The following is a 16,462-nucleotide window of genomic DNA, read 5'->3' on the forward strand; positions in this document are numbered from 1 at the left end:
CGGCGCCTAGAATTTCACCCGCGTGCCCGGAAAGGCCACAATATTGAATTCCATGCCGATATCCCATCCCGTTTCGCGGTCACGAAAGACAAGCGCGGCCTCCCAGCAATGCAGGTTTCGCCGGAGTTCATATTTTTGCTGCGTCATTTTTTCACGGGCGAAATCGTACCGATGTTCGAATGCGACACCCCAATGATCGCCGAGACGGCACCCCAGCCCGTACAGCACTTCCCGGTTGTAGAGCGTGTCGCCCGTTTCGGTGTACGCAAATCCGACGCGCGCGTTCATGCGCCCTTCCAGCGATCGCTCCCCGTAATAGAGATACGTGAGCGCGCGCCCGTAGTCGCCGTAGAGCATGTCGTAACGGAACAAGGCGTCGCTGTCCAGACCGAGCGGATTGAGCGGATCGCGCAATTGAAGCATGGCCATCCGGGCAAATTCGGAACCTTCCTGAATCGAGTCCTGATTGATGTCGTGATGTTCGGCAAAAGCCACCCAGCCCCATGCGGGCCGAGGCCGGATGTCCATCTCCACTTCCAGATCCCTGCTGCGCGCTATCTCATTCGAGAAGTCTTCGCCCCCGTATAGCGTGAGACGCGCCACCTGCCAGACCTCGCCCGTCCGTTCATTGCGCCCAAAGACCACATTGTCCAGTTTGGCCTCGACGCGGCTTCGCCCGTAGGCCGCGTCATAGGCGTCGAAACGGGGCGTTTCGATTACGTTCATCGAGGGATCGGGCCGGTGGAAAAAGGTTACCGATGGAACGACCACATGCTTGAATCCCGAGAACCCCGCGAAGCCGGAATAGGCCCGGTGCAGGCGGCCTTGCGCCGTGGCGCCGACGGTTCCGCCAAACCGGTAGTCGTTTTCTTCGCCGCCGTTGCGCCCCGCGTAAATCGTACTGTCCACTTCGGCAAACGGATTGATCGAAAACGCCTCGTGCAGGTCGAGATCGTAGGTGACGCGGCCCACGGTGATCTGGCGGCCCGTATGGCGTTCTTTGCTCTTGTCCAGCACGCTGGTCCAGTAATCAAGGTTGTAAAATCCCGTTACGCTGTCCAGCGAGATGTAAAGACGTTCCGCGATCGGACGTTGGAGCAGATGATAGGAAAGGTCCGGCAACTGCTCCGTTTCCTGCAGGAAACCGTGCGAATCGGTCCGGACGGTTGTGCTGAGGACGTATCCCGGTTTGGTACGCGTCACATCCACGAACGTGCGGGGCTGGGTCCTGTTCCGGTATTTCTCATAGAAGAAATCCTTGTAAAACCGGCTATCGGACCACTGCTCGACCTGCGCCAGCATAACCGTGTCGTCGAAGATTTCCTGCCGGTGCCGCCACTCGATGTATCCTTGACCCTCCGTCGTATAAAGCGAATTAAGCCGGCCTTTGCCCAAATAGAACGGCGAGGCCGGATTTTTCGTAAAATCGTAACTGGAATCAATGCCGAAACCGACGCCCGCGCGCGTGGTGGGGAACAGGCGCAGGCCGATGCCGGCATCGTGGCTGAGGGCGAATTGCTGGCCCGTGTTGAGGTAATAGCCGATGCCTGCCCGATGTCCGCCGGAAAGGTCGAAGTTGAGCAGCGTGCCGCGCTCGCCGGGGATGTAGCCGTAACGCGGCCAGTACAGCGGCATCCGGGCTTCGTTGATATATAGGCGGGCGCTTTCCCCGTAGACGGCTTTTCCGTCCCGCATCATGGCATTCTTGAGGCGAATCTTGTAGTGCGGGGGATCGTGGTCGCAGGTCGTTACCCAGATGTCTTCGCCGTCCACGTCCGCCGGGCCGATAATCCGCAACCGTGCCGCGCCGAAATGATAAAGGCCGATCCGGCCCTGCACGTCTTCTATTTGACCCTTCGACGATTTGACGTCGTATTCGAGATGCCCGGCCGTAATATCGGCGGATGGCTCAACGATATGTATGTTTTTCCCGATAATGGAACCGTAGGAAAGTCGCAGTTTGGCGCGCTGCTGCTCAGTCGTGTGCGGTTCCAGAATAAGCGCCTTGGGCATGTCGGACTCATCCGGCACATGGTAAAAAATGTCGTCGGCGGTAAGAAAGGCGGGACCCTGTGTAATTTGAACGTTGCCCTGGGCGTGCATGGTGCCTTGGGCCTCGTCGTTCCAGAAACGGTCCGCCGCAAATGAAAGCGTGTCCAGTTTGAGCCGGACGTTTCCTTCCAGTGCGAGTTCCCTGCTTCCGCCCATGGGCGATGTCATATGGTCGAATTCGATATCGCGTAGGGGTTGGGTCCAATCGGGCTGGACGAAGGTTTCTTCCGGGAAAAAGGGCATTTCCCCTTCGAGCGACTCGGAGACTTTGTGGCGGGGCGCTTCGATGGTGGGGATGGCGGATGGGCGTGCGCCCGCCCGTGGTGCGCCCGGTTCCGGTCCGATGAAAGGCATACGCCGGTAACCAGTGCTTTTCGGTGCGGGACGGTCTTCGGGCGCGGCGGCGTTTTCCTTTTCTTCGGCCGCGGCGGCAAGCACGAACAAACATGCTAGGACGCATCCCCATACCCGAAAATTCATCCGCATAATCATTTCCCCGGCAAGATAAACCAGAATGCCGCCACGCGTGTGCCGGGCGCCGGTTTTCTTTCCGTTTGTGTTTTCACGGAGGGCGCCGCGGCGGCGGGAGGCGTTGCCTCGGCGCGCGTTTCGGCAGCCGTGGTTTGGGCCGGTACATTTGCGGGCGGCGTTTCTGTCCGGGATTGCGCCTGTGCGTCCTGCGGCGCCTTGGCGGCCGCTGCATCCGGGGGCGGAAGTTCGGATTGAGAGACAAGACCCTGCGATTGTTGCGCCAGACCGGCGGCGCATACCAGCATTGCGACGATCCATGCCGTCATGTCAGTCGTTCCCCATCAATAGCAAGGCCTGATCCAGCGATCGGACGCCCTCGGCGCCGCCCATCACTTGAACGGTCAAGGCGCCTGCCGCGTTGGCCAACTGGCCGCAGCGGCGCAGATCCCAGCCGCGGATATAACCGTAGAGAAAACCGCCGCACGCGGCGTCGCCCGCGCCTGTCGTGTCAATCACCGGCACCTTGTGCGCGGGGATGACATACGATTCCGTTGCGTTCTGGACATACAGACCGTCGCTGCCCATTTTTACCATCACCGTTTCGACGCCGTAGGAACGGTAGAAGTCCGCGATGGCTTTCGGCGTTTCCTGGCCCGTGTAATTCCGGGCCTCCTCGATGCTCGACATCGCGATGTCAAGATGCGGCAGGGCGTGTTCGATGTGGGGGAACCAGATGCCCTTGCCGTCGAAGCAGGTGTCCATAGAGGTTTTTACGCCGAGTTCGCGCGCCTTAGCGAAGATGCGGCCGATGGGCTTTCCGTCAAGGGATGGCGTAATGGAGGTCCCGCCCCAATGGAGAACTTTCGCCTGGGACACCAAGTCCCAGTCAACATCTTCTTCGCCAGTCAGGGTGTTCGTGCCCAAATGATGTAAAAAGGTTCGTTCGCCATCTGAACTGATCAGGACAACGGTCGCAGATGTGCCGCATTCGCTTGTGCGACGCACGCGGCTCACATCCACGCCCATGGCCGACAGCGTGCTGATGATGAAATCGCCAAACCCATCCTGTCCCAGCCGGCCCGTGAAAGCCGTCTTGGCGCCCAGCCGGCACAGAACCGCCGCCGTTACGCCCGCAAGTCCGCCCAAATGCAATTCCAATTGCGGAGCAAGTCCCAGAGAACCCCGCTTGGGCAAAGAGTCCACCGGCTTTACCATTACGTCCGCGCAAACAACTCCGATTGTCACCACATCAATCGCCATCGCATGACCCATCCGAGCCAACCAACCCCGACACATGCCGTTCCTTCATGGAGCCGACAAATTGAGTATAGCACGCGAATTCGCAACGCGCAACGGACCTTTTTCCCAATAGTAAACACATTTTATGGCATGCGCAATCCGGCCGGACCCTATCCGTTGCGTCTTGAAACGCAGGAATGAATCCGGTAGCCTGCGCACGTCGAAAACCTTGGAGAGAGGCCGGATGGACCATTCGATTCCTGTATATACCGTGTTGCGCGCCGTCAATACGCCCGACGGGCAAAGGCGTTGGGACGACGCGCCATGGAATGATGCACCGGCGCTTGCCCTTGCGAATTTTCATCCGGCCGGCAGCGATCATCATCCCCGCGCCGAGGCCAAAATGCTTTACGACGACGCGAATCTTTACGGTCTGTTTCGTGTTGAGGATCGCTATGTCGTCTGCCGGCATGAAGAGTATCAGGCGGCTGTGTATGAAGATTCATGCGTCGAGTTTTTCGTCAAACCCAAACCGGATCGCGGGTATATGAATTTTGAAATGAGTTGCGGGGGAAACCTGTTGCTCTATTGCATAAGCGACTGGCGGCGCAAATCCTATCCCGCGGAACCGGACGACGAATTCGAATCCTTCGTGAAGGTCCCGAAGACGATCGGAGCGCGCGTGGCTCTGTTCCATTCGATGCCCGCGCGCATTGATACCGAAATTACGGCGCCGGTCGTGTGGACGCTTGAATTCCATATTCCGCTGGATGTCCTGGAAGAGTACATCGGCCCGCTTCGTCCCCTTGCGGGCCAGACATGGCGCGCCAATTTCAACAAGTGCGCCGACGCCTCCTCGCATCCCCATTGGGCGACATGGGCGCCGATTGGTCCCGAACTCAACCTGCACCAGCCGGAACATTTCGGCGTCTTGCGGTTTGAGTGAATCGTTTGACGCAATGGCGTTCCTGTGGTACTGTTTCTTCAGGATGACAAGCAAAGGAGTGGTTTGACGTGGAGAAACGTTGCATTATCGCGCCGAACGGTCCGCCCGCACAGGGGCCGTATTCCCATGCCGTGGCCGTGGGCAATCTGCTGTTCGTGTCCGGGCAAGGACCCGTTGCGCCCGACGGCAGCGGCATCAAGCGCGGAACGATTCAGGAAGAAGCGCGGCTTACGCTGTCGAATCTCAAGGCCATTCTCGAGGATGCCGGATCCGGACTCGGACAGGTGATCAAAGTCACGGCGTTCCTGGCCGACATGAATCACTTTGCGGCATTCAATGAGGTCTACAAGGAATTTTTCGTTTCCGACTTCCCCGCCCGCACCTGCGTCCAGGCTGCACGCCTGCCCATGGACATACAGGTTGAAGTCGAGGCGATTGCCCTGCTGCCCAACGTGGAATCATGACACAACAACGACGACTGAACCCCATCGCGTTTTTGCTGCTGGCGGCGTTTCCGGCCTGTTTTACCGCACAGGCGCAAACAACCGCCCACGAATTGAACAACCAAGGCGCGCAATTTTACTCGGAGGGACGGTTCGACGCGGCCATTCAATCGTTTGAACGCGCCTATGAACTGGTTCCGGACAACGCCACCGTGCGCCGCAACTTGTGCAATGCGCACCAGTCCGCCGCAAACGCCCTTGCGAAAGAAGCCGATTTCGCGGCTGCGGCAAAACACCTTGAACTGGCCATCGGCATTGATCCGGAAAACCATGCGCCGCTGGTGCAACTGGGATCGTACTACTTGCGGCTGGATCTGGTTCCCGAAGCCATTGCGCGCCTGGAAGAAGCCATTGACCTTGCTCCGAGAAATCTCGATGCACACGAACTGCTGGGCGACGCGTATTACATGGACAACGACCTGCCGTCGGCGCGAATCCAATGGGAATGGGTCCTTCAGGTGGCGCCGAACCGCCCCGGACTGAAGCAAAAACTGGAGAAAGCATCCCGCGAGGAAAGCGTCGAGGCGGCATTCCGCCCGTCTTCGTCGCGTCATTTCCAGTTTACCTACTCTCCCGAGATTCCCACGCGCATGCTTCGGCGGGCATTGAGCGTGCTGGAGCGGGCATACATCGAAGTCGGGCGCGAATTCGGCGGGGTCTATCCGCCCACGCCGGTTCAGGTGATTGTGTACAGCGCGCGGGAATTTTCGGCGGCGACGAATGCCGGACAGCATGTCGGCGCGTTGTACGACGGCAAAATCAGGCTGCCCCTGTTGGCGGACGACGGCACTCCGCTCAGCGACGAGGAACTCCGAAAGCGTCTCTATCACGAATTCACGCATGTGGTGGTCCGATTCCTGGCCGGACCCGATGCGCCGTGGTGGCTCAACGAGGGATTGGCCGAAACCGTTGCCCGTGGCGATCTTGAACCGGGCGAATTGGCCTTGTTGCGCGAAAGGGCTTCGCAAGACGCCCTTTTTCCCTTGGCGGCTCTCGAAAAAAGCCCCATGGACGCTATCGAACCGTCGGTCCTCGCCGCGGCGTATGCGCAGGCGCACGCCACGGTCCTCCACCTGAAATCGAAATACGGACGCCACCGCATGGCGCGCCTGCTGAACGAAATCGCACAGCGAATGCCACCCGAACAGGCCGTCCACCGGAACTACAACCGAAACTACAATACGCTTGAAAAAGAGATTGCCCGATCCTATGGCCTTTTTTAAGCCAGACCGTGGTGAAAGTGGGGATGGCTACGACACATATAAACACGTTTCTCATACAGATAGGTAATGAAAGATTGCTCCAAAGCGCCACGAGGCCAGATAGGGGTCCATTTACATACTTCAGTGGTGGCAATAAACAAGGTAAATTCTCTGGAAAACTATCCAAATCATGAAGACGCCGGACCTTTCCGGAGCACATATCGTTACCCTTCTATTACATCTGGAATTCATCCACTTGAATTCTTCACCAAAAAAAAGTATACTTTCAATATGACGCGGGGTGGAGCAGCCTGGTAGCTCGTTGGGCTCATAACCCAAAGGTCGGCGGTTCGAATCCGCCCCCCGCTACCAATTGGAATCAAAGGGCTTACGGAAACCCGTAGGTCCTTTTTTCATGCCAAAAACGGACCAAGTGTACCGTAAAGTGTACCGTGAAAAAATTGCCGGGCATGATGATTGGGCCTTGAAAGCGTACAGTCGGCGGGCTCCACGGTCTATTAGACCCGAGGAGAATCGCCATGGCGAGTCTGCGCAAACGAGGCAAGATGTATTACGCGAGCTCGTATAGTGAAGAAATTCAAACGATGCTCAATGCCTTGTCAGGCCGGCTTTTGAAGGGTCATTGTGGACCTGTTTTTCGATGGTGATTTCCCGCTTTCGTGCGCGATGGTTCGTGTTCTTGCCAGGGAACGCGTTCGGGGGCACACTTCATTCGCGCAGTAAGATGCACAAGGACAATTGGTCACGCTGCTTGGCGGTAGTAGTAGCGGAGCATGCCGCCGAGGCGGTTGCGGCAGGTGATGTTGCCTTCGATATGTCCGACTTCTTCGCCCGCCTCGATAAGATTGTTGCCGAGTCCTTGATGGTTACGTTCGTCGTGATAATGTGCTTCGAATTGCGTCGGGGCCCGGCGCAGTGATCGTTCGCCAAAGAAGATTATCCGGCTGATGCATCCTGATTTCACGGACCTTATGTATCGCTCAAAGTTGGCATTCAAATTCGGGCTGTAGGGCGGCGGCAAAACGGTTTTCGTCGGTGAGCCCTCGAGCACGCCACGAAAAGCGAGGAAGTGGGTGTCTCGGTCAACCAGTACATATCGGCTATCAGGAAGGAGGCCGTCGTAGCAGCCGGTGAGGTTCCTCGCGACTTGCTGTACCCTCGCAACGTTGGGGTTGGGATGCCGCCCGCAATATGAATGTGGCGCGTACACAGTCACATGGCGACCAGAATGTAGAACGCAACCGAGCCGCTTCGCGTCCATACTTCGGCCGTCGTGAAGTCCACAGCGGCGGACACTTCCCAATGGGCTTTGAAAAATGTTTCCCAAGTAGTCTTCCGCTATCGGTCAAGCCCAGTCAATCGGCACACCCTCCGATGGGTGGGCTGGTCACAACCTAATTCACCAGAACCCTTTACGACTTCGATCGAATATTCCCACCATACGGCTTGCCCTGGATTCAACCGCGTCATGAACACTGTGTGCGGCGAGCCCCGCCGTTTGAACACGTTTTAGGGTTTTAGACAGAAGTATACGAATGTATTATAATAATATAATTATAGTATAATATGCATATAAATATTCTAAATCGGAGGCATGGGAAACGGCTTTGCAAAGGACGCCCATGATTGGCTAGGATGCCATGAATGCGTTCAAGGAGTCGTTTACGATATGGGAGGAATAGCGGTGTCGGCCAGGAAGTCCACGTTTGCGTTGTTTTTTGGAAACCGGGGGTTCTTTCCCGCGGCGTTGATGGATGAGGCCCGGCGCGAGTTGCCGGAGATTCTTCAAAAACTGGGGCATGAGACGCTGATGCTGCCCGCGGACGCGACGCGCCACGGGGCGGTCGAAACGCCTCGCGAGGGAGAGATTTACGCGAATTTTCTAAATGCCCACCGAGGCCGATTCGACGGGGTCATTCTCTGCCTGCCGAATTTCGGTGACGAAACCGGCGCCGTGGCGGCCCTGCGTGACGCGAACGTGCCCATCCTGATTCAGGCGTATCCCGATACCTTGGACAAGATGGCGCCGGCTGTCCGTCGCGATTCGTTCTGCGGAAAGTTCTCCATAATGGACGTATTCTGCCAATACGGTCTGCCGTTCACGGCGGTCAAGCCGCACACGGCGCATCCCGCCTCCAAAGCCTTTGCCGGAAATGTGGACTTCTTCGATCGCGTGTGCCGCGTGGTCAACGGCATGCGCGGCATGGTGGTCGGCGCAATCGGCGCACGCACCACGGCGTTCAAGACGGTCCGCACCGACGAAGTGGCCCTCCAGCGCGCCGGCATCACTGTCGAAACGTTCGATCTTTCAATGGTTTTCGCGCGCATGAAGGAATTGAACAAAAACGATGCGGCCTGCAAGGACAAGGCAGACACCTTGCGTGCGATTTCTACATGGGACGGCGTGCCGGATGAGGCATTCGACGGAATCGTAAGGCTTGGAGTCGTGATCGACAAACTGGTTGATGAATACGCAATGGACGCGATCGCGTTGCGCTGCTGGATCGAATTGCAGCAGCAGATTCACATTTCCCCGTGCGTGCTGTTGGGCGAAATGAATGACCGGGGCATTCCGGCCGCGTGCGAGGTGGACGTCGGCAATGCCGTCGCGATGTTTGCCTTGTCGCGGGCGTCGGACGGCCCGCCGTCGTGTCTCGACTGGAACAACAATTACGCGGACGACGACGACAAGTGTATCCTGTTTCATTGCGGTCCGGTGCCGCCGAGCCTGATGACCTGCAAGGGCCGCATCAGCGATCATGACATCCTTGCAAACGCCGTCGGGAAGGGGTCCGGGTACGGATGCAATGTGGGACGGATCGCGCCCGCGCCGTTCACGTTCGGCAGCATGACGACCGACGCCGGCCGGTTGAAGTTCTACCTGGGACAGGGGACCTTCACAAGCGATCCGATCCCAGAGGATTTTTTCGGGTGCGCGGGCGTCGCGCATATCGAACATTTGCAGGACGTCCTGCTGCATGTAGGCCGCCACGGGTACCGGCATCACGTGAGCGTCGTGCCGGGGGTTGTTCACGACTCCGTTCGCGAGGCTTTCGTCCGGTATCTCGGCTACGATGTCGTCCTCCCGCAACAGCGCCCCTGATTCGATGCGTATCTTTTCGGAATGGGTGATTCGGTGGGTGTGGTTGGCGGGCCGGAGCCAAGTTGTCATCTGGCTGATATTGGCTCTGCTGGCAGGTTTCGGTATCGTGCTGGCCGCCACACAAGGAACGATTGCCATGACGGAATATCCTGCACCGGAAATTGAAGACTCCGCGCCCGATTTGAAACTCCCGTCGGGCCAAGCATTGACGGATACCCAAAGGGCGAGACTGGCGCTTTATGATTGGGAATCCCATGTGGGCGAGGGGCTTGGCGTATGGATTTGTGTGGACAATCAACGCTTTTATATCGTAAGTAATTACAAAATAATATGGGAAACGAAGTGTTCGACTGCCGCCAAGGGTACGGGATTCAAGCGGAACAGTTTTCAAACGCCGCTGGGCTGGCATTCCGTAGCGGAAAAAATCGGCGACGGAAAACCGATAGGGCAGGTTTTTCGCGAGAAGCGTCCGACATCCGAGGTTTGGAAACCCGGCCAAACGGTCAAGGAGGATTTGGTCTTGACCCGCATCCTTGCGCTTCGCGGCGAGGAGCCCGGACGCAATCAAGGGGGCGATGTGGATTCTTTCGATCGCAAGATATATATTCACGGGACGAACGATGAAGCACGGATTGGCCAGCCGGTGTCGCATGGTTGTGTGCGATTGACAAATGCCGATGTTGTGGAGGCGTATGACCGCATTCCGCAGGGCACGTGGGTCCTGATAACGGAATAGGATTTTGAAAAAGCCCCGACGGTTGATCCCGCAAGGACAGTTTGCCGGGGATGCTTCGGATGTTTTCCTGGTTTCTATGGTTTGAGAGGAGGCGGTATCCATGATGACCCGTGAAGCGCGCCAGGCGATTTTTAAACGCGGCAAGCCCAAGACGCTGTGGGAAGGCGAACCCATGCTGGGCAGCATCTACGGCGAGGAGGAAATCGAGGCGGTCGTGGAGGCCATCCGCGACTCGATGGAGGTGAGCCGCGGTTTCGGCGGCCAGAAGATAGCGGAATTCGAGACGGCGTTCGCCCAGTACATCGGCACGAAACACGCCATTGCGGTGAACAGCGCCGGCCCTGGACTCGACATGGCCATGCGTTACCTCAAACTTGAACCGGGGGACGAGGTCATTGTACCGGCGATCAATTTTGTTGCTTCGCCGATGGCGGTCATTGGCGCGGGGGGACAGGTAATATGGGGCGAGGTCAATCCAAAGACGCTCCAACTCGATCCGAACGACGTCGAAAAACGCATCACGCCGCGCACGCGCGCGATATTTCCCGTCCACATGAACGGACTTGCGGCGCCGATGGCCGATTTCCTTGAACTGGCAAAACGCTATCCGCATGAAAAACACGGACCGCTGGCCGTCATCGGCGACGTGGCGCGTGCCTGCGGTGGTGAATACCAGGGCGAGAAACTCGGCAAGAAGGGACTCATGTCCGTCTTTTCGTTCCACACCATGAAAAACATGGTCACGCTCGGCGAAGGCGGCATGGTCGTGACCGACGACGACGATGCGGCGGCGTTTTGCCGTTCGACGCGCTTTTACGGTTGGAACGAGACGGGGGTATGGGGATCCTCGCATGTCATGACCAAGATTCAGGCGGCGGCCGGACTCGTTCAGTTGAAAAAACTCGACGGTTTCATCGCCATGCGCCGTCGTCTGGCGCACCGCCGAAATGAAATGCTTTCGGACGTGCCGGAACTCCAGTTGCCGTATGAACCGCCCGACTGCCTGCATACGTATTATCTTTACACCTGCATTTTGCCGGAATCGTGGGCGGGCGAAAAGCGTGACAATATCATGAAAATGATGGACGAGGAATTCGGCGTTCGTTTGCTGGTGGCGAATCCGCCGGTTTATACGCATCAGCGTTTCGTGCGCGATCACACGCCGGGCCAATCGTTGCCGCTGTCGGAATCGCTGGGCAGGCGCCTGTTCTGCGTGCCGACACATCCGGGCATGTCTGACGAGGACAACGAATACATCGCCGCCGCCCTGATCGAGTGCATCGAGCGGCTGCGTTGAGGCGCGCGCATGACGCCTGAATCCCGGGACGAATGGCGCGAACGGCGCCTCCGGCGTATCTTGTTTGCGTTGATTCTCCTGGCGGCCTTGGCGTTGCGCCTGCATCGCATCGGGGCGGAGGGGGTATGCCTCGAGGAATTCGTCGGAATGGTCCATCTCAAGGCGTCGAGCCTGTGGGAATATCTCGTTCAGACGCGCAAAAGCTATCCGTTCATGTCGCCCCTGTCCTTCATGTTCGAATACCTTTGGGCCGGCATGTTCGGATACGCCCCCGCAACGGTGCGCATGCTCCACGTCCTGTGCGGCATGTGCACAGTCCTGCTGGCGTACCGGTTCACGACTTTTTTTTTCAGCGGCCACCCGCGCGCGCAATGGGCGGGCCTCGCCGCGATGTTGTGCGTGGCGCTGTCGCCGCAGCAAGTCTTTTTTTCGCAGGAAGCGCGGCAATATCCATTTTTGGTTTTCTTTGCGCTGGCTTCGCTCCACACATTCCTGAAAGGGGTGCGCGGCAACGGCGCATTTTGGTGGATATTGAATTTTCTCGCCAACGCCTGCGTCATGGCCACGCATTTATTCGCCATGATCGTGCCGTTTGTCGAGGGAATCGTTCTGCTGATTTATGGGCGGGGCCATATTCGGCGCATAATCGTCTGGGGAACGGCGCATGCGCTTGTCGTGTTGCCTTGGGTGGCCTGGGCCGCCACCATGACCATGAAAAATCCGGGATATCCGGAAAGCGCCCCGCGCTGGGAGGTTTTGCTGCTGGACTGGTTCGGCGACGACGTCATTCACCAGGCCGCGCAAGTCATGTATAGCCATCGGACGTGGTGGTTCCTTCCGCAATCATGGGCGGCGCCCATTGCCTCGGCGCAGCCTGTTCTTGATATTGCGACGAATGTCTTTTTCGGCGCATGCGCCGCAGGGGCGATCCTCTTTCTGGCGCGGGCGGCGTTCCGCAAGACAACCGCGCCGTCTTTTCCCGAATGGCTCCTGGTGTTTCTGTGGTTTTTCTTGCCGCCGGTCGTGTTATGGACGGCCTCGCAGGTCATGACGCCGATGCTGATGCCGCGCCATACCGGCTATGCCTCGCTGGGACTCTATGTCATGTTCGGCGGGTTGGCCGCGGCGATTCCGCGGCGCACGGCGCGTCTAGCCCTCATGGGGGTTCCGGCCTTTCTGCTTTTCTATCAGTGCTCGATATCGTTGCCGGGACCCCAGAGAACCGATTGGAACGTGGCGCTGGACTATGTTCGGTCAGGCTGGAAACCCGGCGACCTGCTCCTTTATGAAGGGGGGGAGATGGGACTGGTCTGCGAATTCAACTTGGGGCCTGTGGACAATCCGGCCACCACGGCTGCCAACCTGGAATCCCTGTGTGATCAGTCCGTGTTGTTTCTCGACGCCTGTGCCCGATCGTCCGATCCGGCGGACCGCCAGCGCACGCTGTGGGCGCTCTTTTTGGCCATGGGGCGTCCCGCGTTCGAACAATGCCTGCAATCGCACGGCATTGTGTGGGACTCGCGCGATTTTCACGGATTCCGGAGCATTTCCGTGTATCGCGCGACGCGATTGCCCGATGCGCCGCTTGCGCCCATCGGGGAAGTTCGCCCCAACCTTTCCGGTCTTGCCAAGGCTGTGCGCGATCAACCGGACCACGCCGCCGTGGAACAATTTCGCGCCATGATCAAGGCCAATCCCGATATGCCCGCGATGGTGCGCGCGAAACTGGGTCTGGTTCTTGCCCTGAAGGGAGCCGTGGAGGTTGCGGACACGATCTGGGCCGGTGCGGCGGTCATGGACTCCGTGGCCGCGGGGGCGATTACGGATTTATGCGATGGAATGAAAGACGACAAGGCATCGGCCTCCATTGCGGATGCCCTGCTGAAAAATGCACAACGCGATTCCGCCCGCCTGCCTGTCCTGGAAATGTTCATGCAATCGCTGCTGTGGAAGAACCGCCCGGAACGCCTGATCGAAACCGCCCGGAGTCTTGTGGCGTTCCGTCCTGATCATGCGCCGACTCATGCCATCATGGGTTTCGCGCGGGAAAAGATCGGAGACAAGGCGGGCGCCATCGAAAGTTTTAAGCGCGCCATCGAACTGGATCCGGATCAAGGCGGGCGAACCTATCTCTCGCTCGGCAACCTGCTGCGCGATTTGGGGCAAGCCGACAAGGCGTTGGATATCTTCCGGGCGGGTGTCGCCCGCTATCCGGACGAACCGTGGCTGAACGCCAGCCTTGCGATTTCCCTGCGCGACAAAGGTGATCTGTCCGGGGCGATCGCGGCGTTCAACGCGGCGGTCAATGCCGGAACCACCGATCCGAATCTGTGGGTCTTGCTGGGCGATGCCCAATCCGCCACCGGTGACAAAAAGGCTGCCGGCGACTCGTATCAAAAGGCCCTTGCGATGGATCCGTCGTGTCGAAGCGCTCGGGACGCCCTGAAGCGGTTGGGAAACTGAAAAAACCAAAGAAAAGTATTGACACGGCGTTCCGTTTGTGATACATCTGAATTAAGCAGTTGCAGTGTAGTACCCGGAATCGCGAGCGGTCTGGGAGTAGCGCTGTTCCTGATTTCGGGGTTGGGTCGTTTGTCTTCAACTTTTGAAAGGAGCACGCACATGAAGAAAAAAGGTTTCACACTCATTGAACTGCTGGTCGTAATCGCCATCATCGGAATCCTAGCCGCCATTTTGCTGCCGGCGCTTGCGCGCGCGCGTGAATCCGCGCGGCGTTCGAGTTGCCAGAACAACCTCAAGCAATTCGGGTTGGTGTTCAAGATGTACGGCAACGAATCCGGGGGCAAATTCCCACCCATGCAGATTGCCGGACCGCTCAAGCCGGACGGCACCGCCGACGTGTTGGCGGCGGCGGGTCCTGCCTGCAAAGCCATTTTTCCGGAATATCTGACGGATCCGAACATCATCATCTGTCCATCGGACGCCGAAGCGGCGAAGATTCGCACGAGGTTGTGGGGTTTGGACAAGCCGGCGGGCGATCCGGAATACAACAAGCCGCAATTGCTCAACGATCCGCAATTGATGTACCAGAGTTACGGATATCTGGGCTGGGCGTTCGACAAGTGCAAGGACGTGCGGCGCGCGAACGAATTCACCGCGTTTTCGCTGCTTACCACGGGCATTCAGGGCACGCCGTGGGTGCCTGCCCAGATTGGCGCCGCCTTGGACGGGTTGATTCTCCAATACGGGAACGCGATTATCACGGCGCTCGGGCAGGGCAACAGCGAAAGCATTGGGCTTCAAGTGGCGGAGGCCATCGATCATGACGCATCCCTGGTGGGCACGCCGTTCCAGGACAACAATCTTGGAAACGGCGGTGGAAATTACGTCTATCGTCTTCGTGAGGGTGTCGAACGGTTCCTCGTGACCGACATCAACAATCCGGCCGCCACCGCCCTTGCCCAGAGCAGTCTCTTCATCATGTTCGACCTGATGGGCACGGGTGTCAGCGGTATTTTGTTCAACCATATTCCGGGCGGTTGCAACGTCCTGTTCATGGACGGCCATGTGGAATTCGTCAAATACATCGGGATGGATGTGGACAGCATGGCCACACCGGAAGAGGTCAAGGCGGCGATGGAAAGTGGTGGTTGCAAAGATCCCGTCCTGCCGACGCTCGCTTCGCTTCTGGCGGCCTTCGGCGCACACTGATTTCAAGTTGCGTGGCGGATTGACCATCGCGGACATTGTTGGAAAGGGAACGCCCTGATTTGCTCACAGGCAAAGGGGGGGTGTTCCCTTTTTTCAACATCCGCAAAAGCCGAAAGGAAAACAATATGAATCGCAAAGGCTTTACGCTCATCGAGTTGTTGGTTGTCATCGCGATTATCGGCATACTCGCGGCAATCTTGCTGCCGGCGCTGGCGCGGGCCCGTGAATCCGCCCGGCGCGCGAGTTGCCAAAACAATCTCAAGCAATGGGGCCTTGTGATGAAGATGTACGCCAACGAGGCGGGCGGGCGTTTTCCACCGCTTCAGGCCGGCGGTTTTCCAAAGCAGGACGGCACACGAATTCCGATTGTGGATTTTGGGCCCTGTGTATTTGGACTGTATCCGGAATATTTGACCGATCCGATGATTGTGTTTTGTCCGTCCGATTCCAAGCGCGGTGAACATATCAAGCGCGCCCATTACGACGACAATCCGGCGGAATGGTGTTTTGGCGTGGCCGAGGAAAACGGCGAGTATTGCGCGCGCACCATTGACACGTCCTACTGCTACCTCGGGTGGGTTTTCGACAAGGCCGGATATGACGATCCCAATGCCGCGCTCATCAGTTTTTCCATCCTTTCCTATCTTCCTCAGGTTCTGAATCCGGATGAAATTCCCGATCCGCTCGAACAGGAACAGCCCATTCCCAAACAGGTCGGCATCGCCATCGAGTCCATGGTCAATGGCAACGGCGGGGCGATCGGTCTGTTGCAGTGTTACACGAGCGAAAAACCGGGTTTGTGGCCCATCGTGGACGTGGATCTCAAATTCGATCCACTGGCGTCGAACTATGAACCCGGACTCGGCAATGGCGGCGGCGAGACGGTCTACCGGCTCCGCGAGGGTGTCGAGCGTTTCCTGATCACCGACATCAACAATCCGGCGGCCACCTCCACCCTGGGAGGACGACCGTGAAGAATTTAAAAGTTTCCTGATCACCGACATCAACAATCCGGCGGCCACGGCCCAGGCGCAAAGCGCCGTCTTCATCATGTGGGACAGTCTGGCGACCAAGGCGGAAGCGTACAATCATGTTCCGGGCGGCGCCAATGTGCTCTTCATGGACGGACACGTCGAATTCATCCGGTATGAACGCGAAGGAAAGGCGCCGTGCAACGAGCGGCTTGCCGTAATTGTCGGCATGCTTACGTGAATCGTCGT

Annotated in this window: 14 protein-coding genes and 1 tRNA gene; 11 read left to right on the forward strand and 4 right to left on the reverse strand. The window is 58.0% G+C overall.

The features are described 5' to 3' along the window. Window positions 1-6 precede the first annotated feature (6 nt). Genes P5540_12835 through P5540_12845 form a run of 3 tightly spaced genes read right to left on the reverse strand, consistent with a single transcriptional unit; the run spans window position 7 to window position 3,783 of the window. Window positions 7-2,538, reverse strand: a complete 2,532-nt coding sequence (locus tag P5540_12835) for a hypothetical protein (protein HRT65701.1) — start codon at window positions 2,536-2,538, stop codon at window positions 7-9. Window positions 2,539-2,540: 2 nt separating this feature from the next. Next, window positions 2,541-2,849 carry a hypothetical protein gene (locus P5540_12840; protein HRT65702.1) on the reverse strand — a complete coding sequence of 103 codons (309 nt, stop codon included), beginning with the start codon at window positions 2,847-2,849 and terminating at the stop codon, window positions 2,541-2,543. Between the two features lies 1 nt (window position 2,850). Next, window positions 2,851-3,783, reverse strand: a complete 933-nt coding sequence (locus tag P5540_12845) for a carbohydrate kinase family protein (protein ID HRT65703.1) — start codon at window positions 3,781-3,783, stop codon at window positions 2,851-2,853. A gap of 223 nt (window positions 3,784-4,006) precedes the next feature. Between P5540_12845 and P5540_12850 the strand changes: the two genes are divergently transcribed. From P5540_12850 to P5540_12865, 4 genes are all read left to right on the forward strand, one after another. Next, window positions 4,007-4,708, forward strand: a complete 702-nt coding sequence (locus tag P5540_12850; protein ID HRT65704.1) for a carbohydrate-binding family 9-like protein — start codon at window positions 4,007-4,009, stop codon at window positions 4,706-4,708. Window positions 4,709-4,776: 68 nt separating this feature from the next. Then, complete coding sequence (locus P5540_12855) at window positions 4,777-5,172, forward strand: Rid family detoxifying hydrolase (GenBank protein ID HRT65705.1); 396 nt, start codon at window positions 4,777-4,779, stop codon at window positions 5,170-5,172. Further along, on the forward strand, window positions 5,169-6,434 hold the full coding sequence (locus tag P5540_12860; GenBank protein ID HRT65706.1) for a tetratricopeptide repeat protein: 1,266 nt from the start codon (window positions 5,169-5,171) through the stop codon (window positions 6,432-6,434). Before P5540_12855 ends, P5540_12860 begins: the two co-directional genes overlap by 4 nt. A 274-nt stretch (window positions 6,435-6,708) precedes the next feature. Then, window positions 6,709-6,785 (forward strand) — tRNA-Met (locus P5540_12865). Window positions 6,786-7,176: 391 nt separating this feature from the next. On the opposite strand, the gene P5540_12870 is transcribed toward P5540_12865, so the two are convergent. Next, complete coding sequence (locus P5540_12870; GenBank protein HRT65707.1) at window positions 7,177-7,695, reverse strand: integrase core domain-containing protein; 519 nt, start codon at window positions 7,693-7,695, stop codon at window positions 7,177-7,179. Window positions 7,696-8,103: 408 nt separating this feature from the next. Here P5540_12870 and P5540_12875 point away from each other — a divergent pair, with 408 nt between their 5' ends. The 7 genes from P5540_12875 (at window position 8,104) to P5540_12905 (ending at window position 16,454) form a co-directional block, all read left to right on the forward strand. Next, complete coding sequence (locus P5540_12875; protein ID HRT65708.1) at window positions 8,104-9,537, forward strand: hypothetical protein; 1,434 nt, start codon at window positions 8,104-8,106, stop codon at window positions 9,535-9,537. Window positions 9,538-9,673: 136 nt separating this feature from the next. Continuing rightward, window positions 9,674-10,273, forward strand: a complete 600-nt coding sequence (locus P5540_12880; GenBank protein HRT65709.1) for a L,D-transpeptidase — start codon at window positions 9,674-9,676, stop codon at window positions 10,271-10,273. A 100-nt stretch (window positions 10,274-10,373) separates the two neighbouring features. After that, a complete protein-coding gene (locus P5540_12885) occupies window positions 10,374-11,570 on the forward strand; it encodes a DegT/DnrJ/EryC1/StrS family aminotransferase (GenBank protein ID HRT65710.1) in 1,197 nt (398 codons plus the stop codon). 9 nt (window positions 11,571-11,579) lie between these two features. Then, a complete protein-coding gene (locus P5540_12890; protein HRT65711.1) occupies window positions 11,580-14,033 on the forward strand; it encodes a tetratricopeptide repeat protein in 2,454 nt (817 codons plus the stop codon). A 159-nt stretch (window positions 14,034-14,192) separates the two neighbouring features. Next, on the forward strand, window positions 14,193-15,242 hold the full coding sequence (locus tag P5540_12895) for a DUF1559 domain-containing protein (protein HRT65712.1): 1,050 nt from the start codon (window positions 14,193-14,195) through the stop codon (window positions 15,240-15,242). Window positions 15,243-15,367: 125 nt separating this feature from the next. After that, the gene (locus tag P5540_12900) at window positions 15,368-16,216 is read left to right on the forward strand and encodes a prepilin-type N-terminal cleavage/methylation domain-containing protein (protein ID HRT65713.1); all 849 of its coding nucleotides are present in this window, start codon (window positions 15,368-15,370) and stop codon (window positions 16,214-16,216) included. Between the two features lie 76 nt (window positions 16,217-16,292). Beyond that, window positions 16,293-16,454: a hypothetical protein gene (locus P5540_12905; protein ID HRT65714.1), complete on the forward strand. Its 162-nt coding sequence runs from the start codon at window positions 16,293-16,295 to the stop codon at window positions 16,452-16,454. Window positions 16,455-16,462 lie beyond the last annotated feature (8 nt).

The organism is Candidatus Hydrogenedentota bacterium, from assembly GCA_035450225.1.
Taxonomy (GTDB): Bacteria; Hydrogenedentota; Hydrogenedentia; order Hydrogenedentales; family SLHB01; genus DSVR01.